Source organism: Amycolatopsis sp. FBCC-B4732, assembly GCF_023008405.1.
Lineage (GTDB): Bacteria > Actinomycetota > Actinomycetes > Mycobacteriales > Pseudonocardiaceae > Amycolatopsis > Amycolatopsis pretoriensis_A.
Genome location: NZ_CP095376.1, coordinates 3,795,628 through 3,815,765 on the forward strand (window position 1 = coordinate 3,795,628; position 20,138 = coordinate 3,815,765).

General features: G+C 72.4%; 17 protein-coding genes. 10 read left to right on the top strand and 7 right to left on the bottom strand.

Going from position 1 to position 20,138, the window contains the following annotated elements:
* The first annotated feature begins 74 nt into the window (after window positions 1–74).
* Window positions 75–2,099 carry an MGH1-like glycoside hydrolase domain-containing protein gene (locus MUY14_RS16275; protein WP_247023855.1) on the top strand — a complete coding sequence of 675 codons (2,025 nt, stop codon included), beginning with the start codon at window positions 75–77 and terminating at the stop codon, window positions 2,097–2,099.
* On the opposite strand, the gene MUY14_RS16280 is transcribed toward MUY14_RS16275, so the two are convergent.
* Window positions 2,071–2,883 (bottom strand): FkbM family methyltransferase, encoded by an 813-nt coding sequence (locus tag MUY14_RS16280; RefSeq protein WP_247025149.1) that lies wholly within the window; start codon window positions 2,881–2,883, stop codon window positions 2,071–2,073. The two genes, MUY14_RS16275 and MUY14_RS16280, sit on opposite strands and share 29 nt — an antisense overlap.
* 102 nt (window positions 2,884–2,985) lie before the next feature.
* Here MUY14_RS16280 and MUY14_RS16285 point away from each other — a divergent pair, with 102 nt between their 5' ends.
* Entirely contained in the window at window positions 2,986–3,144 is a 159-nt protein-coding gene (locus MUY14_RS16285; RefSeq protein ID WP_247023856.1) for a hypothetical protein, read from the top strand.
* A gap of 1 nt (window position 3,145) precedes the next feature.
* Here the strand turns inward: MUY14_RS16285 and MUY14_RS16290 are convergent, their stop codons facing one another.
* Both MUY14_RS16290 and MUY14_RS16295 read right to left on the bottom strand, forming a co-directional pair.
* Window positions 3,146–6,430: a TM0106 family RecB-like putative nuclease gene (locus tag MUY14_RS16290; protein ID WP_247023857.1), complete on the bottom strand. Its 3,285-nt coding sequence runs from the start codon at window positions 6,428–6,430 to the stop codon at window positions 3,146–3,148.
* Between the two features lie 717 nt (window positions 6,431–7,147).
* Window positions 7,148–7,417, bottom strand: a complete 270-nt coding sequence (locus MUY14_RS16295) for a hypothetical protein (protein WP_247023858.1) — start codon at window positions 7,415–7,417, stop codon at window positions 7,148–7,150.
* 57 nt (window positions 7,418–7,474) lie between these two features.
* Between MUY14_RS16295 and MUY14_RS16300 the strand changes: the two genes are divergently transcribed.
* The 6 genes from MUY14_RS16300 to MUY14_RS16320 all read left to right on the top strand — a co-directional run bounded on the left by MUY14_RS16300 (window position 7,475) and on the right by MUY14_RS16320 (window position 12,616).
* A complete protein-coding gene (locus tag MUY14_RS16300) occupies window positions 7,475–8,212 on the top strand; it encodes a MerR family transcriptional regulator (protein ID WP_247023859.1) in 738 nt (245 codons plus the stop codon).
* A gap of 41 nt (window positions 8,213–8,253) precedes the next feature.
* Entirely contained in the window at window positions 8,254–8,973 is a 720-nt protein-coding gene (locus tag MUY14_RS16305) for an IclR family transcriptional regulator (RefSeq protein ID WP_396126853.1), read from the top strand.
* An 84-nt stretch (window positions 8,974–9,057) separates the two neighbouring features.
* Complete coding sequence (locus MUY14_RS16310) at window positions 9,058–10,089, top strand: aromatic ring-hydroxylating dioxygenase subunit alpha (RefSeq protein WP_247023861.1); 1,032 nt, start codon at window positions 9,058–9,060, stop codon at window positions 10,087–10,089.
* Window positions 10,086–10,217 carry a hypothetical protein gene (locus tag MUY14_RS46900; protein ID WP_281506302.1) on the top strand — a complete coding sequence of 44 codons (132 nt, stop codon included), beginning with the start codon at window positions 10,086–10,088 and terminating at the stop codon, window positions 10,215–10,217. Before MUY14_RS16310 ends, MUY14_RS46900 begins: the two co-directional genes overlap by 4 nt.
* Window positions 10,214–11,107, top strand: coding sequence for a PDR/VanB family oxidoreductase (locus MUY14_RS16315; protein WP_247023862.1), 894 nt, complete (start codon window positions 10,214–10,216; stop codon window positions 11,105–11,107). The genes MUY14_RS46900 and MUY14_RS16315 overlap by 4 nt, the downstream gene beginning before the upstream one ends.
* 51 nt (window positions 11,108–11,158) lie before the next feature.
* Window positions 11,159–12,616, top strand: coding sequence for a phospholipase D family protein (locus MUY14_RS16320; protein WP_315863275.1), 1,458 nt, complete (start codon window positions 11,159–11,161; stop codon window positions 12,614–12,616).
* Here the strand turns inward: MUY14_RS16320 and MUY14_RS16325 are convergent.
* From MUY14_RS16325 to MUY14_RS16340, 4 genes are all read right to left on the bottom strand, one after another.
* Window positions 12,613–14,184: a succinic semialdehyde dehydrogenase gene (locus tag MUY14_RS16325; protein WP_247023864.1), complete on the bottom strand. Its 1,572-nt coding sequence runs from the start codon at window positions 14,182–14,184 to the stop codon at window positions 12,613–12,615. The genes MUY14_RS16320 and MUY14_RS16325 overlap by 4 nt on opposite strands.
* Window positions 14,181–15,809 (bottom strand): GMC family oxidoreductase, encoded by a 1,629-nt coding sequence (locus MUY14_RS16330; protein WP_247023865.1) that lies wholly within the window; start codon window positions 15,807–15,809, stop codon window positions 14,181–14,183. The genes MUY14_RS16325 and MUY14_RS16330 overlap by 4 nt, the downstream gene beginning before the upstream one ends.
* Window positions 15,810–16,028: 219 nt before the next feature.
* Window positions 16,029–16,487, bottom strand: coding sequence for a dihydrofolate reductase (locus tag MUY14_RS16335; RefSeq protein ID WP_247023866.1), 459 nt, complete (start codon window positions 16,485–16,487; stop codon window positions 16,029–16,031).
* The gene (locus tag MUY14_RS16340; RefSeq protein ID WP_247023867.1) at window positions 16,484–17,281 is read right to left on the bottom strand and encodes a thymidylate synthase; all 798 of its coding nucleotides are present in this window, start codon (window positions 17,279–17,281) and stop codon (window positions 16,484–16,486) included. The genes MUY14_RS16335 and MUY14_RS16340 overlap by 4 nt, the downstream gene beginning before the upstream one ends.
* 117 nt (window positions 17,282–17,398) lie before the next feature.
* On the opposite strand from MUY14_RS16340, the gene MUY14_RS16345 reads away from it, so the two are divergent.
* Complete coding sequence (locus MUY14_RS16345; protein WP_247023868.1) at window positions 17,399–17,851, top strand: Fur family transcriptional regulator; 453 nt, start codon at window positions 17,399–17,401, stop codon at window positions 17,849–17,851.
* Entirely contained in the window at window positions 17,848–20,124 is a 2,277-nt protein-coding gene (gene katG / locus MUY14_RS16350; protein ID WP_247023869.1) for a catalase/peroxidase HPI, read from the top strand. Before MUY14_RS16345 ends, katG begins: the two co-directional genes overlap by 4 nt.
* The last annotated feature ends 14 nt before the right edge of the window (window positions 20,125–20,138 follow it).

Sequence of the window (20,138 nt, forward strand, 5' to 3'; positions counted from 1 at the left end):
TGTTCCCGGGGAAAACCCGACGTTCCGTGGTGGACTGGCTCCGGGTCGGCGACCGATGCGAAGGGGTTACGCGCATGGCAAACGACGTCCGGCGGCGGTTCGGCGCGGCGGTCCTGGTGGTGGCGACGGCGAGCGGGGTGCTCACCGGCCCCGCGTCCGCGACTCCCCCGGCCCGCCCGTCCCTCGAGTTCGCGAACCCGAGCAGCCAAGCGTTGTACGGCACCGCCTACGACGCGGCGCTCGACAACCTGATGCGCACCAACACGATCGGCTACGACCCGAAGTACGACAAGAGCGGCCTGCTCGACCCGGCCGTAGGCTTCGTCCGCGCGGGCGGCGGGTACGCCCAGCCGTGGACGCGCGACGCGTCGGTCAACAGCTGGAACGCGACGAGCCTCCTCGACCCCGCGCTCGCGCGGAACACCCTGTGGGCGGTGGTCGACAAGGACGCCGGCGGCGCCCTGCGCGTGCAGCAGGACGACCAGCAGTGGGACCAGGTCGTCTGGGCGACCGCCGCGTGGCACCACTTCCTCGTCACCGGCGACCGCGGGTTCCTCGAAAACGCCTACGCCACCACGAAGAACACGCTGGGCATCCGCGAAACCGCGACCACGGCCGGGTTCAACCGCACCTACGGGCTGTTCACCGGCGCGTCGTTCTTCAACGACGGCATCGCCGGCTACCCCGCGCCGCCCGCCGACGCCACCGAATCGGTGAGCACCGGCAGCATGCCGTGGCCCGGCGTCGCGAGCGGGATGTTCTTGAGCACCAACGAGGTCTACTACGCGGCCTACGTCAACGCCGCGAACATGGCCGGGCAGCTGGGCCGCCCCGCCGCGGAAGCCGCCGCGTACCGCACCAAGGCCACCGCGCTGAAGAACGCGATCAACCGGAACTTCTGGAACCCGAAGACCGGCCTCTACGACTACCAGCTCCTCGCCGACGGCACCCGCGGCGCGTACCAGGAGGGCACCGGGCTGGCGTTCGCGCTGATCTTCGGCGTCGCGAACCCCGCGCAGGCGCGCTCGATCGTCGCCAACGCCCGCGAAATGGCGTGGGGCATGCCCGACACCTACCCGAACTGGGCGCGCTACTCCGACACGCAGCCGGGCCGGCACAACGCCATCGTCTGGCCGCTCGTCCAGGGCCTGTGGGCGAAAGCGCTCGCCGGGCAGGGCGACCAGAACGGCTTCGCCGCCGAGACCACGCGCCTGGCGAAGCTGGCCGGCGGCAACAGCGGCTTCTGGGAGATCTACCACGGCGGCACCGGGGTCGTCGACGGCGGCTACCAGCGGCTCGGCGACACCGTGAAGTTCCACTGGGGTTCCGAACCCGACCAGACCTGGTCGGCGACCGCGTTCCTCGACATGGTCCACAGTGGACTGTTCGGGCTGCGCTTCACCGCCGGCGGCCTGGCCTTCGCCCCGACCCTGCCCAGCGGCTGGGGTGACGTCACCCTGCGGCACCTGCGCTACCGCGCCGCGGACCTCACCGTCACCCTGCGCGGCGCCGGGACCGCGATCCGCTCGGTCACCCTCGACGGCAGGCCCGCCTCCGCCGAACTCCCGGCCACGCTCAGCGGCGCGCACACCGTCGAGATCACGGTGACCGGCGCACCCGCGGGCGATCGCGACGGCGACGGCGTCCCCGACGCCCAGGACCGCTGCGCCGACACCGCCGGAACCGTCGCGGGCTGCCCGGATCCGGCGCACCTGGAGGCCGAAGACGCGCACAACACCGGCGGGGTCAAGACGAACGTGAACCACACCGGCTACTCCGGGCGCGCGTTCGTCGACGGGCTCTGGGCCGAGGGCGCGGCGTCGGCGTTCACGGTCCACCGCGCCGGCGCCGCACCCGCGACCGGCACGCTCACCGTCCGCTACGCCAACGCCAACGGCGACGCCCGCACCGTGACGCTGTCGGTGGACGGCCGCCCGCTGCGGCAGCTGAGCTTCCCGAAGGTCTCCGACAGCTGGGACGACTGGGGCACGGCGACCTTCGCCGACATCCCGGTCACCGGCCCGGACCCCGCGCTCACCCTGTCCTACGCGGCCGGCGACACCGCCCGGATCAACCTCGACTGGCTCGGGTACCGCTGACCGCGAACACCATCCCGATGTCGGCGGCCTCCTGCACGGGGTCCTGCACCGCCTGCACGGTGAACCCGCGCGAGGTGAAGACGTCGCGGACGGTCTCGCGGTGCTCGCGCCAGCCTTCGACCTCGACGACCGCCTGCCGCACCAGCGGCCAGTGCCGGTCTTCGAGGCCGCGCAGGACGTCGAGCTCGGCACCTTCGACGTCGACCTTGAGCAGGTCGACGCACTCGATGCCGTGCTCGTCGAGCACCGCCGAGAGCGGCCGGACCCGGACACGATGGGTTTCGAGCTCCCGCATGACACGCAGCTTGCGGCCGACGACACCGCGCAGGACGGGGGCGGGGATGCGGCGCAGCCCGCCGCCGAGCCCGCCCCGCCGGATCATTTCGACGACGCTGGCGGTGACCCGGCGGCGCTCGACCTCGATGTTGCCCGCGTCGCGCAGCGACGACGAAAAGATGGTGGCGGCCGGGAAGTAGCTGAAGTCGAGCTCGGCTTCGACGGCGGCGAGACCGTAGGGCAACGCGGTCAGCCGGTCCGCGAAGAACTCGCGGGCGTTGCGCTCCAGGGTCGCGAACAGCGGCGGGAGCGGTTCGAAGGCGAAGATCCGCGCGTCCCCGCCGAGGCGTTCGAAGACGGCGGCGGAAAAGACGCCGACGTTGGCGCCGACGTCGAGCACGGTCGCGCCGGGGGAAAGGCCGATGCCGTTGGCGAAGTAGGCGCCCACCTCCTCGCGCAGGAAGGCCACCTCCCACGCGTTGATGCTGTGGAGGTCGATCGCGTCCATGGGCACGGCGAAGGAATATCAGCATCGGCCGCGGCGGTCCACCCCCGGAAGGCGCTTTCCGGGGTCCGCATGGACGGCCGGGGATCCGGGTAACCGCCGATCATGACCGAAGCCGAGCACCAGCCCATCAGCCCCGACGTCCCGCGCCCGCCGGGCACCCCGGACGTCGACCTCGACATCGAAATCCCCCCGGCCGAGCGCGAGAAGCCGGAAGGCCAGGACGTCGACGAGGACGCGGGCGAGGTCGAACCGCCCTCGTGAGCTAGCCGGCCGGCCAGGGGCGGGCCGCGGTCAGCAGGCCGATCATGCCCGCGACCAGGCGCAGCTGCTCCACGGTCCGGATGTCGGCCTCGACCAGGCGCGGCGAGCAGACCAGGATCGCGAGAGCCTGCGCCCGCGAGAGGGCGACGTTGAGCCGGTTGCGGGACAACAGGAAGTCGAGCCCGCGGGGCAGGTCGACCGCCGACGACGACGTCATCGTCGTGATCACCACCGGCGCTTCCTGCCCCTGGAACCGGTCGACCGTGCCCACCCGCACCCCGGGGAACCCGGCTTCCTCCAGCGCACGGGTCACTGTGCGCGCCTGCAGGTTGTAAGGCGCGACCACGACGATATCGGCGTCGCCGAGGGGCCGGGTCGTGCCGTGGTCGGTCCACGCGCGGCCGTGCAGGTCCGCGACGATCGCGGTGACGACCGTGGCTTCCTCGACCGACCGGGTCGTGTTGCCGGTGTGGTCGGTCTCGGCCACGTACAACCCCGCCTCGACGCCTTCGAGCGACCGGTCGGCCGCCGTCGGGTGGGCGTGCAGGCGGCCCGCGTAGGACAGGTCCGACACCGGCGCGCACACGGCCGGGTGCATCCGCCGCGTCTCGTCGAGGAAGTAGCCCAGCTCGGGCGGCATGATGTCGGCCTCGCCGATGAGGTGGCCCAGCGCCGAGGCCTCCGCGCCCGCCGGGTGCGTGCCCTGCACGACCTGCGGCAGCTGCTGCGGATCGCCCAGCAGCAGGACGTTCCTGGCGCACACGGACACCGCGAGCGCGTCGGCGAGGGCGAACTGGCCCGCCTCGTCGATGATCAGGTAGTCGAACGGCTCTTCGCGGATCGCGGCGTTGGCGAAGGTCCACGCCGTCCCGCCGACCAGGTGGCCGGTGTCGTGCTCCTCGCGCCACTTGACCAGCGCCGGGTTGCTCTTCGGCTGGTCCCACGGCGCCGCCGGGTCCGGCGTCCGCTTCGCGCGCTTGGCGCACGGCAGGTCCGGCGCGCTCTTCTTCGCCGCGCTCAGCACGTTTTCCACGGCCTTGTGGCTGTTCGAGGTGACCGCGACGGTCCGGCCGGCCCGCACGAGCCGCGCGATCAGCCGGCCGGCGAGGTAGGTCTTGCCCGCACCCGGCGGCCCCTGGACGGCGAGCGTCGAGCCGTCCAGCTCTTCGGCGGCCTCGATCACCGTGGCGACCAGGTCGTCCCCCGGCGCGGGCAGCGCCTCGCCGAAGCGCAGGCGGGGCGGGGTCCGGCGAAGCAGGTCGATCCCGGGGTGCCGCGGCAGCGCCGGGAGCGCGTCGACGGTCAGGCGGGCCAGCTCGGCGACGGCTTCGTCCTTGGGCGAGGGCCGCACCGGGCTGCCGGGCAGGACCGCGGTCGGCCGGTCGTTCGTGGTGGCGTCCGGCGGGCTGCTCTCCTCCACGGTCAGCTCGACCGCCGACGCCGCGACGACCTTCGCGTCGCGGGCGATGTCGCCGTAGCGCAGCCGCACCTCGTCGCCGGGCGCGAACGGGTGCGGCCGGTCGGGGTCGCACGCGAGCTGCAGCGTCCGCTTCGCCGTGCGCACCCGCCCGGCCGGGGGCACCCACTCCCCCGCTTCCAGCGCCACCGGGACGGCGCAGGCGGTGTCGACTTCGAGGTCGCCGAGCGGCGCGGCCAGCTGGCGGAAGTACTCCCACCAGGCCGGGTTGGTCTCGCGGCGGTGGTAGCCGACCGACGCCGCCAGCAGCGCGCGGGCGCGGTCGTCCGCGGTGAAGCCGGCGGGGTCGTCCGGCAGCCCGTCGAGCAGCGGGTCGACCAGCGCCGCCAGCGCCGCGGCCCGTTCGGCACGCCGCTCGGCGGCGACGTCTTCCTCGGCCGCGCGCAGCAGGGCGTCCTCGGCGGACTCCTCGGCCGGTTCGGGCGTGTCGATCCCGGCTTCGGCGCGGACGCGGTGCAGGAAACCGAACAGCCGCAGGGCGGAGACGCAGTCGTCCTCGGTGTCCTCGGCGATCCGGCGCAGCACCTCTTCCGCGCGCTCCGGCTCGCCGGACCGGTCGAACGCCAGGTACTCCTCGTACTCGTCGACGTCGGACACGGCGGTCTTGCCGCGGGCGCCGGGCTGGTAGAGCGGCTCGAGGTGGCGGATCGAGTACGACCGCTGCGACACGCGCAGCGCCTTGCGCACGACGGCGTGCAGGTCCACGACCGCGCCGCTGCGCAGCAGGTGGTCGACGGTCTCCTCGCGGGTGCCGTGCACGGCCGCGAGCCGCTTGATCGCGGTCACCTCGTAGGGCGCGTAGTGGTAGACGTGCGAACCGGGGTGCTCGGCGACGCGCGCGGCGGCGAAGTCGACGAAGTCCTCGAAGGCCTGCTTCTCCTGGGCCCGGCTGTGCGCCCAGAACGCCGTGAACTGCCGCTCGTCCGCCTCGGTGACCGCGCCGAAGAGATACTCCAGCCCCTCGCCGGCGAGGGCGTGCGGGTCACCGGCGAGGTCGGCGAAGACGTCGCCGGGCGCGGGTGCCGGCAGGGCGGCCAGCGCGTCGGGGTCGACGACCTCGTAGGCGATCTCGCCGGTGGTGTCCTGCCGGACCTGGAGCGCGGCCTGGGCACGCAGGGCCTCGAACGCCGTCACGGACAGGTCCCGCGGCCGGTCGCCCGGCCCGGCGGCGGCGAGCGCGTCGATCGAGCCCAGGCCCGCGGCGGTCAGCTTGCGCCGCTGGTCACCGCGCATCCCGGCGACGAGCGAGAGGTCCCGGTCGGCCTCCCGGGCCGACGAGCAGTGCCGGGCGAACGCGCAGCCGGCGCAGGCCGGGCGTTCGTCGGCCCACACGGGGACGGGCACCCGCGGGGCGCGATCGCGCAGGCGGGCCCGCAGCCGGGCGACGAGGGGCCGGAAGTCTTCGACGCGCAGCGTGCGGGTGGTGCCGTCGCTCAGCCCGAGGTGCAGGAGCGGCCCGGCGGCCTCGCCGAGGGCGTCGGCACAGGCGGTGAGCCGCACGACGGCGCCAGGCGTCGGGTGCCGGACCGGCTGGGCGTCGAAGACCTCGTAGCGGCCTTCGGCGTTCTTGACGAGAGCGTCGACCTGGCCCGTGAAGTCGCCGTCCCGGAGGACGGCCCGGGGAATCTCGGGCGCCCCGGCCCGGATGGCCGCTTCGGTCGCTTCGGCTTCCGCGGCCTCAGGACGCCGGCCGGGCACCGCGGTGTCGGCGGGGCGCGGCGCACCCGGCAGCCCGGCGGCCCAGGCCTGATGGAGGAGGCTGCGGTGCTCACATTCGAGCAGGTCGGCAAGATCGGCTGGGGTGACCATCGCGGGGAAGTCTGACACGACGGCCGAGTGAGGCTGCTCGACACGCCCCGCGGCCGGTCTTGAATGAGTCGTTCAGGACCTCGGAAGACCTCAATGTGGGTCGGCGGGGGCTGGTCAACGGGGTGGCTCGGCGGCGCAGGGCGACGACCCGGGTCAGCGACCCAGATCGGCAGCGCGGGCCGCCAGCGACGCCGGCCAACGGGCTGAGCCAGCGGGGCGGCATCAGCCGGGCCAGCGACCCAGGTAGGCGGAGTAGGTCGGCAGGGCGGGTCAACGGGGTAACTCGGCGGCGCAGGGCGCGACCCGGGCGAGCCGGCGGGGCGACCTCAGCCTGGGCCAGCGACCCAGATCGGCAGCGCGGGCCGCCAGCGACGCCGGGCTGACGGGCCGAGCCAGCGGGGCAGGCATCAGCCCGGGCCAGCCACCAGGTCAGCAACGCGAGCAGCCAACGCCGCCGAGCCAGCGGGGCAAGCATCGACCCGGGCCAGCCACCAGGTCAGCAACGCGAGCAGCCAACGCCGCCGAGCCAACGAGGCGGGCATCAACCCAGTTCAGCGACCCAGGTCGGCAGCGCGGGTCTGCCGCAAGGGCCGGCGACCCGACCCGGGCGGGTGCGGGTCAGTGGCCCAGGCAGCAGCGCGGGTCGGCTAGCTGGGTCAGCAACGCGGGTCGCGCAGGTCAATGCCCCAGGCCGGCGACCCGACCCAGCCACCCAGGTCAGCGGCCCGGGTCGCCCAGCAGGCGGTCCAGCTCCGCTGCCGCCTCCTCGTAGCCGGCGTCGCTCACCCGCTGCAGCTCCAGCAGGTCGCCCGCGGCCACCGCGCGGCGGGTGAGGAGGCGGCCGGCGTGGGTGCTGCCTTCGTCGAGCAGCTCGCTCAGCGCCGCGATGTCGTCGCGCGCGTCGGCCAGGTCGGCCAGGCGGTCGAGGGCGCGCTCGTTGCCCTCGTCGGCCAGGGCGCGCAGGGTGGCCGGATCCACGTTCGTCATGGCGGTCAGTCTGCAACCCTGCCCCTGGGGCGGGGTCAAGCGCGGCATGATGGTCGGGTGATCACCATCGGCAGGCTGGCCCGCTACGCCGGCGTCTCGGTCAAGACGGTCCGCGTCTACCACGCGAAAGGCCTGCTCCCGGAGCCGGAACGGGACGCATCCGGGTACCGGCGCTACACCGCCGCGCACGCGATCGACCTGCTCAAGATCCGCACCCTCGCCGAAGCCGGCGTGCCGCTGGCGCGCATCAAGGACCTCGGCGACGCGACGCCCGAGCAGGTCCGCGAAGCGCTGCACGACGTCGACCGCGAGCTGACCGCGCACATCCGCCGTCTCCGCGAGACGCAGCGTCGCCTCCGCCGGCTCGGGTCCGGGCCGGTGCACGGGCTGCCGACCGAAGTCGCGCGGCACCTCGAGCACCTGCCGGAGCTGGGCTTTTCCGCGCGCTGGGTCGCCATGGAGACGGACCTGTGGATCCTGGTGTACGCGACGCACCCGGAGCAGGCTGCGGAGTCCTTCCGCGACCAGGCCCAGGCCCTGACCGACCCGGCGCTGCGGCAGCTCTACCTGGACTACGACCGCGCCCACGACCTGCCTCCGGCGGACCCGGCGATCGACGCCCTCGCCGGCCGGATCGTGACGGCGACCCGGCAGCGCTACGGCCCCGGTCCCCTGCCCGGCCTGGACGCGCCCTCGGCGGTCCCGGCCTTGATCCAGAGTGCGGTCAACGCCGGGTCACCGGCGTGGCGACGCCTCGACGGCCTGCTCCGCGCCCAGCTGTTCCCCGGGAGGTAGCCGTGCCGCATCGAGGTCGCGTTCCGGGCGCCACCGGGCCCGTGCTCGGCCGCGCGCTCAAGGTGCTCGAAGCCTTCACCCCCGACCACCCCGCGCTGCGGCTGAGCGAGGTCGCCCGCCGCGCCGGGCTGCCCGCGGCCACCGCGCACCGGCTGCTGCGGGAGTTCTGTACCTGGGGCGCGCTCGAACGCGACGAAACCGGCGTCTACCGGGTCGGGTTGCGGCTGTGGGAACTGGGCTCGCTCGCCCCGCGCGGTCTCGGCCTGCGCGAGCGCGCTCTCCCGTTCCTGGAAGACCTTTCGCAGATCACCCGCGAGAACGTCCAGCTCGCCGTCCGCGAGGGCACCGAGGTCGTCTTCATCGAGCGCATCGCCGGCTCGGGCGCGGTTCCCGTGCTGACCCGCGTCGGCGGGCGGTTCGCGCTGACCGCCACCGGGGTCGGGCTCGTCCTGCTCGCCCACGCGCCCGCCGAGGTGCAGGAAGACGTCCTCAGCCGCCCGATCGAGCGGTACACGCCGGACACCGTCACCGATCCGGGCCGGCTGCGGCACCTGCTCGCCGACGTCCGCACCCACGGGTTTTCCATCAGCGAGCGGCAGGTGACCCTCGACAGCCTGTCGGTCGGCGCGCCGATCCACGACGCCCGCGGCCAGGTCGTGGCGGCGGTGTCGCTCGTCGTGCGGCACGGCAGTGCGTCGCCGCACGCGCTGGCTCCGCTGGTCCGGACGAGCGCCCGGGCGATCTCCCGCGCCCTCGGCTGAGCTTTCCGTCTTATGGAATCGCCCTTCGCGGCGAGGGGCCCGTCCGCCCAGGCTGGGGGCCCCGCCACGAGAGGACGAACTCCGATGAGCGCCATTCCCCGTGACCAGTGGTACGTCGCCGCCTACGGCTCCGAAATCGGCGCAGAACTGTTCAGCCGCACCATCTGCGGCGAACCGGTCCTGTTCTGGCGGACCCGCGACGGGAGCGTGACGGCCGTGGCCGACCGGTGCGTCCACCGGCGGTTCCCCTTGTCCCAGGCGCCTTCCCGGCTCGTCGACGACCAGGTCGTCTGCGGCTACCACGGCTTCACCTACGGCGCCGACGGTAAGTGCGTGGCCGTGCCGGGCCAGGCGCGGGTGCCCCGGACCGCGCGGCTGCCGCGGTACCCCGTCGTGGAGCAGGACTCCTTCGTCTGGGTGTTCATCGGCGACCCCGCCGACGCCGGCGCCGCGCGGATCCCGCGCGCGCCCTACCTCGACTCCCCCGGCTACACCACGGTCTCGGGGATGGAACCGTTGCGGGCGCGGTATTCGCTGCTCGTCGACAACCTGCTGGACCTCTCGCACGAGACCTACCTGCACGGCGGCTACATCGGCACCCCCGAGGTCGCCGCCACGCCGATCACGACGGAAGTCGACGAGGAGAACGCCGTCGTCTACGTCTCGCGGCACATGGCCGACGCCGAATGCCCGCCGTTCTACGCCAAGTCGACCGGCCTGCAGGGCCGCATCTCGCGCTGGCAGGACATCGAATACACCCCGCCCTGCCTGTACAAGCTGCACAGCCGCATCGCGCCGGTCGGGTCCGTGCCGCGCCCCGACGGCAGCGACCCGGACGCCTTCCACGTCGAGGTCGTCTACGCCATCACCCCCGAGACCGAGCACTCCACGCACGACTTCTGGGCCGTCGCCAGGGACTTCGCGCTCGACGACGAAGGCGTGTCGGCGTTCCTGGCCGAGAACAACCGCACGGTGGTGCTGCAGGACGTCGAAGCACTCGACGTCCTCGAGCGGGTCATCGCCACCGAACCCGATGGCTACCAGGAACTTTCGGTCAACATCGACACCGGTGGCCTGGCGGCGCGCCGGATGCTGCAGCGGCTGGTCTCGCCGTGAACCGGGTCCTGTGGGTCCCCGGCACCGACTGGCTGCACGCGATCTGCCACTGCGGCGCCGAACGCGACTTCGACGACCCGGTCGAGCTCTGGGACTGGCTCCTCGCCCACCCCGAAGGACACCGATGAACCTGGTCGTGGAAACCAAGGAAACCGTGGCCGACGGCGTCGTCCGCCTGACGGTGCGCGCGCCGGACGGCGGGCCGCTGCCGCCGTGGGAACCCGGCGCGCACGTCGACCTCGAGCTGCCCGGCGGCGTGCGGCAGTACTCCCTGTGCGGCCGCCCCGAAGACACCTCGGCGTACCAGGTCGCGGTGCTGCGGGAGCCCGCCGGCCGCGGCGGCTCGGCGTACGTGCACGACGAGCTGGCGCCCGAGCACCGGGTCCGGGTGTCGGAGCCGCGCAACCACTTCCCGCTGGTGCCCGCCGAGCGGTACCTGTTCGTCGCGGGCGGCATCGGCATCACGCCGATCCTGCCGATGCTCGAACGGGCCGGCGACTGGCAGCTCGTGTACGGCGGCCGGACGCGCTCGTCGATGGCCTTCACCGACGAGCTGGCCCGCTACGGCGACCGCGTGACGATCCGGCCGCAGGACGAGGACGGCCTGCTCGACCTCGCCGGGCTGCCGGTCGAGCCGGGCACGGCGGTGTACTGCTGCGGCCCCGCGCCGCTCCTGACGGCGGTGGAACGGCTCGGCCTCGAAAACCTGCACGTCGAGCGCTTCGCCGCGGAGCCGGACGACGGCCCGCGCACGGCGTTCGAGGTCGAGCTCGCCGGCTCGGGGCGGGTGCTGGCGGTGCCCGCGGACCGGTCGATCCTCGACGTGGTCGAGGAAGCCGGGGTCACGGTGCTGTCCTCGTGCCGCGAAGGCACGTGCGGCACCTGCGAAACCGGCGTGCTCGGCGGGACACCGGAGCACCGCGACGCCGTGCTGACCGACGCCGAGCGGGAAGAGAGCGAGGTGATGATGCTCTGCGTGTCCCGCGCGCGCTCACCCCGCCTGGTGCTCGACCTCTGACTGAGCGTCACTGCGCGGCGGACTCGGCCGATCTGTAGTGCCATGGGACGGGTGAAGACGTTTCGCACTTTCCTGGACAAGGCGGACGAGCGGCTGGGCGACGGGCTCGAAAGCGTGCTCTGCGCCCACCACCGGCGGCGGCTGCGCGGGCTCGGCTGGGGTGACGTGCTCGCCCCGGGCGGGTCGGCGGACCGGCTCGGCGGCCGAGCCCCGGTCCGCGACGGCAACCGCGTCGAGGTGCTGATCGACGGCGAGGAGTCGCTGCCCGCCGTCGAGGCGGCGATCCGGCGGGCGAAGTCGCACGTCCACATCGCGAACTGGCACGCGAGCGCGGACTTCCGGCTGACGCGCGAACCCGGAGCGCCCACCCTGCGCGAGCTGCTCGCCGAGACCGCCGGCCGCGGCGTCGAGGTGCGGGTGCTGCTGTGGGGCGGCCCGCCGGTGCCGGCGTTCCAGCCCTCGCGCAAGCTCGCGCGCTCGGAGCAGCGGAAGTTCACCGACGGCTCGGCGGTGCGCTGCGTGCTCGATGCCCGCGAGCGGACCATGCACTGCCACCACGAGAAACTGGTGGTCGTCGACGACGCGCTCGCGTTCGTCGGCGGCGTCGACTTCACCGCGCTGGAGGGCGACCGGCACGACAGCCCGGACCACCCGCCGCGGCCGATCGGGTGGCACGACCTCATGACGCGGCTCGAAGGACCGGTGGTCGCCGACGTCGCGGACCACTTCCGGCGGCGGTGGACCGAGGTGGCGGGGGAAGACCTGCCCGCGCCCGCGGTGCCCGGGCCGGCGGGCGGCAGCCGGGTGCAGCTGCTGCGGACGGTGCCGAACAGCACCTACGACTTCCTGCCCCGAGGCGAATTCACGCTGCTCGACGGCTACCTCCGCGCGCTGCGCTCGGCACGACGGCTCGTCTACCTGGAGAACCAGTTCCTGTGGTCGCCGGAGATCGCCGAGGTGCTGATCGACAAGCTGCGCACCCTGCCCGACGACCGGTTCCGGGTGGTCCTGCTGCTCCCCCGCAAGCCGAGCAACGGCTCGGACACCACCCGCGGGCAGCTGGGCCGCCTCCTGGACGCCGACGACGGTCACCAGCGGCTCCTCGCGACGACGATCAGCGCCCACGACGGCGACGAGGCGGCGCCGGTGTACGTCCACGCGAAGCTCGGCATCGTCGACGACGAGTGGCTGACCGTGGGCTCGGCGAACCTCAACGAGCACTCGCTGTTCAACGACACCGAGGTCAACATCGCCACCGACGACCACGCACTGGCGCGCTCGACGAGGCTGCGGCTGTGGGCCGAGCACCTCGGCCGCCCGGTCGAAGAGCTGGAGAACACCGACCCGGCCGACGTCGTCGACCACCTCTGGCGCCCGCTGGCCGAGGAGCAGGCCGAGCGGGAACGCCGGGGCGAGCGGCGCACGCACCGGCTGGTGCTGCTGCCGGGCGTGTCCCGGCGGGCCGGGCGGTTGCAGGGCCCGCTGCGGGGGCTGCTCGTGGACGGCTAACGCAGGCGCAGCTTCCGCAGCGTCTTGAGCCCGGACAGCATGCTCTCGACGTACTTCTCGTAGCCCTGCCCCGGCCGCGGGCCCATCACCTGCTTCTTCAGCACGGCCAGGTTCTGCCCGTCGGTGTACTTGAGCAGGCCCTGGTCCCCGTGGCGGGCGCCGACGCCGGAGTTCTTGATGCCGCCGGACGGGGTTCCCTTGGCGGCGAACGCCGTGGCGAGGATGTCGTTGACGTTCACGTTGCCGGACTCGATGCGCGCGGCCAGCGCGCGGGCCGCCGGGACGTCGGTGCTCCAGATCGAGGCGTTCAGGCCGTAGTCCGTGTCGTTGGCCAGCTCGACCGCTTCGTCGACCGTGCGGTAGGTGTGCAGCGCCACCACGGGACCGAAGGTTTCCGTGACGCCGCAGAGCATGTCCTTCGTGACGCCTTCGAGGATCGTCGGCTCGAAGAACGCCGGGCCGAGGTCGGGGCGGGGCTTGCCACCGCACAGGACCGTGGCCCCCTTGGCGACGGCATCGTCCACGTGGGACTTGACGCGGCGCATGTGGTCCACCGAAACGAGCGATCCCATTTCGGGGCCGAAGTCGTACGCCGCGCGGACGTCGAGCGCCGAAGCCGCGGCCACGAAGGCCGTCTTGAACTCGTCGTAGCGGGACTCCGGCAGGTAGATCCGCTCGACGTGCATGCAGATCTGGCCGGTGTTGCCGAACGCGCCGAACACCGCGCCCCGCACGGCTTCCCCGATGTCGGCGTCCTCGAGCACGATCATGGGGTTCTTGCCGCCGAGCTCGAGGCAGCAGCCGATGAGGTTGCGGCCCGCCCGCTCGCCGATCACCTTGCCGGTGGCCGTGGAGCCGGTGAACATCACGTAGTCGGCCTGGTCGATGAGCGCCGGCCCGACGTCCGGGCCTTCGCCGCAGACGACCTGGAAGAGACCCTCCGGCAGGCCGGCTTCCTCCAGCAGCCGCACGCCGTACAGCGGTGAGAGCGCGGTCTTGTTGTCGGGCTTCAGCACGACCGCGTTGCCGGCCATCAGCGCCGGGATCGCGTCGGAAACGCCGGTGGCGAACGGGAAGTTCCACGGCGCGATGATGCCGACGACGCCCTTGGGCCGCCGGACCTCGGTCGACGACGTCACCAGTGGCACCGGACCACCGCGCTTCACCGGCGCCAGCAGCTTGGCCGCCCGCTTGAGGTAGTGGCTCATCACCATCGGCGGGTCGCAGGTCTCCTCGATCGCCATCCGCCGATTCTTGCCGCTCTCCACCTGGATGAGGTCGGCGATCGCCCGCGCTCGGTCGACGAACAGCGTGTGCGCCCGCTTGAACACGGCCAGCCGCTGCTTGACCGGCGTGGCGGCCCACTTCCGCTGGGCCTCGCGCGCGACGGCGAACGCCCGCTCGATGTCCGCCGGCGTCGACTGCGGCAGCTCGACGAGGACGTCGCCGGTGTAGACCTCGGTGAGTTCCCAGGTCGCGCCGGACCCCGGCACCCGGGCGACCAGCTGGTTGAGGAACGCGTCGGTCACCGAGGCCGGGCGGGAAAGCTTGACCGGGGTGAGGGTCATGACCGGCTCCCGAGGACGAGCTGGGCACCCATCTCGCCGATCATGATGCAGGGCGCGTTGGTGTTGCCGCCGGTGATCGACGGCATGATCGAGGCGTCGCAGACGCGCAGCGCGTCGACCCCGCGGACCTTGAGGTCGGGCCCGACGACGGCGAGCTCGTCGACGCCCATCCGGCAGGTGCCGACGCCGTGGTAGACCGACGTCGCGCGGTTGAGGATCGCGTCGCGCAGGGCCTGGCCCTTGAGGTCCTCGCCCGGGTGGATCTCTTCCTTGACCGCGCCTCCGAACGCCTTCGAGGCCATGATCTCGCGCACCATCTCCGAGCCTTCGCCGAGCACTTCGAGGTCGGCCGGGTCGGCGAGGTACTGGAAGTCGATGAGCGGCGCGGCCGTGGGGTCGGCCGAGGCGAGCCGCAGCGTGCCGCGGCTCTTCGGGTAGATCAGCGTGGTGAGGACGGTGAGGGCACCGCGCTTGTCGACGGCGTGCCGGATCGGGGCGTCCTGGTTGGGCGAGACGTAGGCCCAGGGCAGCAGGTGCAGCTGCAGGTCCGGGACCGCGTCGGCCTGGGAGGTGCGCAGGAAGGCGACCGCCTCGAAGACGGAGTTCGCGAGGAAGGTGGAGCCGGGCCGCAGCAGTTCCTTGGCCAGGCCGCGGGCGAAGAACGGCGCCGTGCCGCGGAGCTTGCTGGAGGCCACCTGGAAGGTCAGGGCGTGGAACATGTGGTCGTGCAGGTTGTCCCCGACGGGCAGGTCGGCGACGACGTCGATGCCGTGTTCCTTCAGGTGCTCGGCGTGCCCGACGCCGGAGAGCATCAGCAGCTGCGCGGACCCGACGACCCCCGCGGCGAGGATGACCTCCTTGCCGGCCCGGACCGTGCGCCGGCTGCCGTCGGCGTCGACGACTTCGACGCCGGTGGCGCGGCCGTTCTCGACGAGCACCTTCTTCGCCAGCACGCGCGACTGGAGCTGGAGCGACGCAGGCGCGTGGTGGAGGTAGCCGCGCGAGGCGCTGTAGCGCAGGCCGTCGGCGGCGTTCTGCTGCATCCGGCTGACGCCCTCTTGGGACTCGGCGTTGTAGTCGTCGAGGATCTCGCAGCCGATCGCGTCGGCGGTGGCCTCGAGGAACTGCAGCGTCCCTTCCTGCGGGATCTTGTTGCGGGTGATCCGGATGGGCCCGCCGGCGCCGCGGAAGGCGTTCTCGCCGTCCTCGAAGTCCTCCATCCGCTTGTAGGCGGCGTTGACGCGGTCGGCGTCCCAGCCTTCGTTGCCCTCGGCGGCCCAGGAGTCGAAGTTGGCGCGGTTGCCGCGGACGTAGACCATGCCGTTGACGGAGCTGGAGCCCCCGACGACCTTGCCCCGCGGCACCGGCATCCGACGATCTAGAACGTGTTTCTGCGGGACGGAGTAGTAGCCCCAGTCGACGAGGTTCTTCAGCTGCGGCACGGCGTGCATCGGCGCGACCATGCCGGGCTTGGTGACCAGCAGCTGACTGTCGCTCTTGCCCGCCTCCAGCACGATCACGCTGGCCCCGGCCTGCGCCAGCCGCCCGGCGACGGCGGCACCGGAGCTCCCCGACCCGACGACGACGTAATCGGCTTCGTCGCTGCGTGGCGCCCGCTTCGCCATTTCCGCTCCTCGGTCCGCCCGGACACGTAAACTGTAACGTGTTCTAGTCAGGCAACCGTATAGCGTCGAGCCCCGGGAGCGCAACGGTCCCCGGCCCGCACCGGCGACGCCATGAACGACCCTTTCATGACATCCGGCGAGGTGAACGACTCGTTCATGACGTTCGCAGGGCCGCACCGAGCTGCTCCGGGACACCCCGACCGGCTCACGAGCCGAAGCTCAGCCCCAGGTCAGGAACCGGTAGTGCAGCCCGGTCGAAGACTCCAGCCAGTCCCCCGCGGACTCCGCCGCCCGCCCCACCTCGGGCGCGCGGGTGTCTCCCTCGAACGACTCCCGGATCTCCGTCACCACGATCCGGTCCGCCACCGGCAGCGCCGCCGCGTAAACCGCCGCCCCGCCGATCACCCACACGTCGCCCGACACCGCCGCCAACGCCGAGGTGAGCGACGGAAACGTCTCGGCCCCGTCCTGCGGGGTCCGCGAAAGCACCAGGTTGCGCCGCCCGGGCAGCGGCCGGAACCGCGGCGGCAGCGACTCCCACGTGCGCCGCCCCATCAGCACGGCCGCGCCCGCCGTCACCGACTTGAAGTGCTTCAGGTCCTCCGGCAGGTGCCACGGCAGCTCGCCGTCGCGGCCGATGACGCCGTTCGCCGACTGGGCCCAGATCAGGCCGATCACACCGCCACCGGGGCCTTGATACCCGGGTGCGGGTCGTACCCCTCGAGCGCGAAGTGCTCGTAGGTGTAGCCGAACAGGCTCTCCGCCGGCTTCAGCTCGAGCGCCGGGAACTGCCGCGCCTCGCGGGCGAGCTGCGTGCGGACCTGCTCGACGTGGTTGTCGTAGACGTGGCAGTCGCCGCCGGTCCAGATGAAGTCGCCGACGCCGAGGCCCACCTGCGCGGCGATCATGTGGGTCAGCAGCGCGTAGCTCGCGATGTTGAACGGGACGCCGAGGAACAGGTCCGCGCTGCGCTGGTACAGCTGGCAGGACAACCGGCCGTCGGCGACGTAAAACTGGAAGAACGCGTGGCACGGCGGGAGCGCCATGCGCGGGATGTCGGCCACGTTCCACGCGGACACGATGATCCGCCGCGAGTCGGGGTTCTCGCGCAGCGTGCGCAGGACCTCCGCGATCTGGTCGACGTGGCCGCCGTCCGGGGTCGGCCACGAGCGCCACTGGACGCCGTAGACCGGGCCGAGGTCGCCGTCTTCCGCCGCCCACTCGTCCCAGATCGTCACGCCGTGCTCGCGCAGCCAGCCGACGTTCGCGTCGCCGCGCAGGAACCACAGCAGTTCGTACGCGATCGAGCGGAAGTGGACCTTCTTCGTGGTGATCAACGGGAAGCCGTCCGAGAGGCGGTAGCGCAGCTGGTGCCCGAAGATCGACCGCGTGCCCGTACCAGTACGGTCCCCTTTGCGGGCCCCCGTTTCGAGCACGTGGCGGAGGAGGTCTTCGTACTGCGTGTCCGGCATGCCCGCGAGCCTAACCAAGGCGCACGGCGAACGGCGTACCCGGCCGCACGACACCACCGAGTGGATCTTCGGGTCATAACTTGACTCATTCCAGATAGCGCCCTAGGGTCGGCGGTGATGTCCGACTACGAAGCGCAGTTGCGAGCCGTCTCGCTCCGCGTGACGCGGCCCCGGCTGGCCGTGCTCGCGGTGCTGCGCGAGAACCCCCACGTCGACACCGAAACGGTGATCGACCTGGTGCGCGGCGAGCACCCGTCGGTGTCGCACCAGACGATCTACGACGTGCTGCGTGCGCTCACCGACACCGGGCTGGTGCGGCGCATCCAGCCCGCCGGTGCGACCGCCCGCTACGAGTCACGCGTGGGTGACAACCACCACCACGTCGTGTGCCGCTCCTGTGGGGCGATCGCCGACGTCGACTGCGCCGTCGGCCACACCCCGTGCCTCACCGCCTCGGACGACCACGGTTTCGTGATCGACCAGGCGGAGGTCGTCTACTGGGGCACCTGCCCCGGCTGCGCGGCCGACCGCACCCGAAATGATTCGCCGCTCTCGGAAGGAAGTAAATGAGCTCCACCCAGGACAACGGCCCGTCCAGCGCGCAGGGCGTGGACCAGAAGGCGGCGGCCGGTTGCCCGGTCGCGCACGACTCGGTGACCTCGCACGGCAGCGAGAGCGAGAACCCGGCGATCGACTCGCCGACGCCGAAGACGGGCGGCCGTCCGCGCACCAACAAGGACTGGTGGCCCAACCAGCTCGACCTGTCGGTGCTGCACGCGCACTCGGCGAAGAGCAACCCGCTGGGCGAGAAGTTCGCCTACGCCAAGGAATTCGCGAAGCTCGACGTCGACGCCCTCAAGCAGGACATCGCCTCGGTGCTGACCACCTCGCAGGACTGGTGGCCCGCCGACTTCGGCCACTACGGCGGCCTGATGATCCGCATGAGCTGGCACGCCGCGGGCACCTACCGCATCCACGACGGCCGCGGCGGCGCCGGTGACGGCGGGCAGCGCTTCGCCCCGCTGAACAGCTGGCCGGACAACGCCAACCTCGACAAGGCGCGCCGCCTGCTGTGGCCGGTCAAGCAGAAGTACGGCCAGAAGATCTCGTGGGCCGACCTGCTGGTGCTGGCCGGCAACGTCGCGCTGGAGACGATGGGCTTCAAGACCTTCGGCTTCGGCTTCGGCCGCGTCGACACCTGGGAGCCGGAGGAGATCTTCTGGGGCCCGGAGGACGACTGGCTGGGCGACGAGCGCTACGTCAGCGACTCGGAGATGGCGCCCGAGGTCGGGGCGACCGAGATGGGCCTCATCTACGTCAACCCCGAGGGCCCCCGCGGCAGCGCGGACTTCAAGGCGGCGGCGAGCTTCATCCGCGAGACCTTCGCCCGGATGGCGATGAACGACGAGGAGACCGTCGCCCTCATCGCCGGCGGCCACACCTTCGGCAAGACCCACGGCGCCGGCGTGGCCGACGACCACGTCGGCCCGGAGCCCGAAGGTGCCCCGCTGGAGGCCCAGGGCCTCGGCTGGCTGAGCACGCACGGCAGCGGCAAGGGCCCGGACCAGATCACCAGTGGTCTCGAGGTGACCTGGACCGACAAGCCGACCGAGTGGAGCAACCGCTTCTTCGAGATCCTGTTCGCCTACGAGTGGGAGCTCACCACGAGCCCCGGCGGTGGCAAGCAGTACGTCGCCAAGGACGCGCCGGAAATCATCCCGGACCCGTTCGACCCGAACAAGAAGCACAAGCCGACCATGCTCACGACGGACCTGTCGCTGCGCTTCGACCCGGTCTACGGCCCGATCTCGCGCCGGTTCCTGGAGAACCCGGACGAGTTCGCGCTCGCGTTCGCCAAGGCCTGGTACAAGCTGCTGCACCGCGACATGGGCCCGGTCAGCCGCTTCCTCGGCCCGTGGGTCGCCGAGCCGCAGCTGTGGCAGGACCCGGTGCCGGCCGTCGAGGGCGACCTCGTGGGCGACGCCGACATCACCGCACTCAAGGCGAAGGTCCTCGACTCGGGGCTCTCGGTCGCGGAACTGGCTTCCACGGCATGGGCGTCGGCCTCGAGCTTCCGCAGCACCGACAAGCGCGGTGGCGCGAACGGTGCGCGGATCCGCCTGGAGCCGCAGCGCACCTGGGAGGTCAACCAGCCCGATCAGCTCGGCAAGGTGCTCGAGACGCTCGAGGGCATCCAGCGCGAGTTCAACGAGGCCGGCGGCGCGAAGATCTCGCTGGCCGACCTGATCGTGCTGGCCGGCTCGGCCGCCGTCGAGAAGGCGGCGCGCGACGCCGGCGTCGAGACGACCGTGCCGTTCCACCCGGGCCGCACGGACGCCACGCAGGAGCAGACCGACACCGACTCGTTCAAGGTGCTCGAGCCGCGGGCCGACGGCTTCCGCAACTACCTGCGGGCCGGCGAGAAGCGCCAGCCGGAGGTCCTGCTGGTCGACCGCGCGTACCTGCTCGGCCTCTCCGCGCCGGAGATGACGGTTCTCGTCGGTGGCCTCCGCGCCCTCGGCACGAACCACGGCGGTGCGGCGCACGGCGTCCTCACCGACCGGCCGGGCGTGCTCACCAACGACTTCTTCGCCAACCTGCTCGCGCCGGGCACCCGGTGGAAGGCGTCGGAGTCCGAGGAGAACGTCTACGAGATCCGCGACGTCGCGACCGACGCGGTGAAGTGGACCGCCACCGCGGTCGACCTCGTCTTCGGCTCGAACTCGCAGCTGCGGGCCCTCGCCGAGGTCTACGCCAGCGACGACGCCCGCGAGAAGTTCGTGGCCGACTTCGTGGCGGCGTGGACGAAGGTCATGGAGCTGGACCGCTTCGACCTCGCCTGAGCACGCACGAAGGC

Bases quoted from the DNA above. Each gene is read 5' to 3' on its own strand.
- MUY14_RS16275 (WP_247023855.1), top strand. From the start codon at position 75: ATGGCAAACGACGTCCGGCGGCGGTTCGGCGCGGCGGTCCTGGTGGTG.
- MUY14_RS16280 (WP_247025149.1), bottom strand. From the start codon at position 2,883: ATGGACGCGATCGACCTCCACAGCATCAACGCGTGGGAGGTGGCCTTC.
- MUY14_RS16285 (WP_247023856.1), top strand. From the start codon at position 2,986: ATGACCGAAGCCGAGCACCAGCCCATCAGCCCCGACGTCCCGCGCCCG.
- MUY14_RS16290 (WP_247023857.1), bottom strand. From the start codon at position 6,430: ATGGTCACCCCAGCCGATCTTGCCGACCTGCTCGAATGTGAGCACCGC.
- MUY14_RS16295 (WP_247023858.1), bottom strand. From the start codon at position 7,417: ATGACGAACGTGGATCCGGCCACCCTGCGCGCCCTGGCCGACGAGGGC.
- MUY14_RS16310 (WP_247023861.1), top strand. From the start codon at position 9,058: ATGAGCGCCATTCCCCGTGACCAGTGGTACGTCGCCGCCTACGGCTCC.
- MUY14_RS16315 (WP_247023862.1), top strand. From the start codon at position 10,214: ATGAACCTGGTCGTGGAAACCAAGGAAACCGTGGCCGACGGCGTCGTC.
- MUY14_RS16325 (WP_247023864.1), bottom strand. From the start codon at position 14,184: ATGACCCTCACCCCGGTCAAGCTTTCCCGCCCGGCCTCGGTGACCGAC.
- MUY14_RS16330 (WP_247023865.1), bottom strand. From the start codon at position 15,809: ATGGCGAAGCGGGCGCCACGCAGCGACGAAGCCGATTACGTCGTCGTC.
- MUY14_RS16340 (WP_247023867.1), bottom strand. From the start codon at position 17,281: ATGCCGGACACGCAGTACGAAGACCTCCTCCGCCACGTGCTCGAAACG.
- MUY14_RS16345 (WP_247023868.1), top strand. From the start codon at position 17,399: ATGTCCGACTACGAAGCGCAGTTGCGAGCCGTCTCGCTCCGCGTGACG.
- katG (WP_247023869.1), top strand. From the start codon at position 17,848: ATGAGCTCCACCCAGGACAACGGCCCGTCCAGCGCGCAGGGCGTGGAC.